This window comes from Amycolatopsis sp. A133, from assembly GCF_031082405.1.
Classification (GTDB): Bacteria; Actinomycetota; Actinomycetes; order Mycobacteriales; family Pseudonocardiaceae; genus Amycolatopsis.
In genome coordinates, this window is record NZ_JAVHJU010000013.1 from 1 (window position 1) to 1,006 (window position 1,006).

Here is a 1,006-nt window from a genome sequence, read left to right on the forward strand (position 1 = left end):
GTACAAGCACTTCATCGCAGGGTGGATTCAGCTGGTCAGCGCAACACCGGGTGGATTGCTGTCTGGCTGTGAGAGTAGCTGATCGAGTGCTTCGGCGGGGCTGCGCCATCCGAGGCGTTTGCGTGGCCGATTGTTGAGTTCGGCAGCGACGAACTCGAGGTAGTCCGGGTGGTAACCCGACAGGTCGGTGAACTTCGGAAAGTACTGCCGGAGAAGGCCGTTCGTGTTCTCGTTGGTTCCGCGCTGCCAAGGCGAGTGCGGGTCGCAGAAATAGATGTCCAGGTCGGTCGCCGCAGCGATCTGGATGTGGTTGGCCATCTCCTGTCCCTGATCCCACGTCAATGTCCGGCGCAACGTCCGCGGCAACCTGGACATCGTCGCCGTCATCGCTTCCTGGACATCAAGGGCCTTGTGCGTGTTCGGCAAATGCAACAACATGACGAACCCAGTGGCTCGCTCGACGAGCGTGCCGATAGCAGAGCCGTTTCCGGCCCCGGTGATGAGGTCACCCTCCCAATGCCCCGGTACCGCTCGATCCTCAACTTCAGACGGCCGCTCGCTGATCGAGACAGCACCAGCATGCCGGCTGCGACGCTCGTCGGCCTTGCGGTGAGGCTTGCGCAGCGCGCGACCGGTTCGCAAACACTGCGCCAGTTCACGTTTCAGCGCGCCTCGCCCCTGAACGTAGACCGACTGATAGATCGTTTCGTGGGACACACGCATCTCCGGATCGTCAGGAAAGTCGATCAGCAACCGTTGACTGATCTGCTCGGGACTGTGCTTGAGCACCAGCTGCCGCTCAACATAGGCGCGTAATCGGGTATCACGGCGAAGCAACGCCATTTTGGGACGACGAGCACGGTTGTCGGCCAGCGCTTGAGCGACAGTCGCCCGGTAGCCGGTCTTCGGCCGACGAGTACCACGGGTGAGTTCGCGGCTGACGGTCGAGGGCGACCGGCCGATCGCCCTCGCGATGGCTCGAATACCCTCGCCGGCCGCTCGGCGA

General features: G+C 62.6%; 1 protein-coding gene. It reads right to left on the reverse strand.

Going from position 1 to position 1,006, the window contains the following annotated elements; genetic code table 11:
* Positions 1 to 27 precede the first annotated feature (27 nt).
* Positions 28 to 1,006: IS30 family transposase (locus Q5425_RS13835; RefSeq protein ID WP_308672606.1), on the reverse strand; the 979-nt coding region annotated here is incomplete at its 5' end.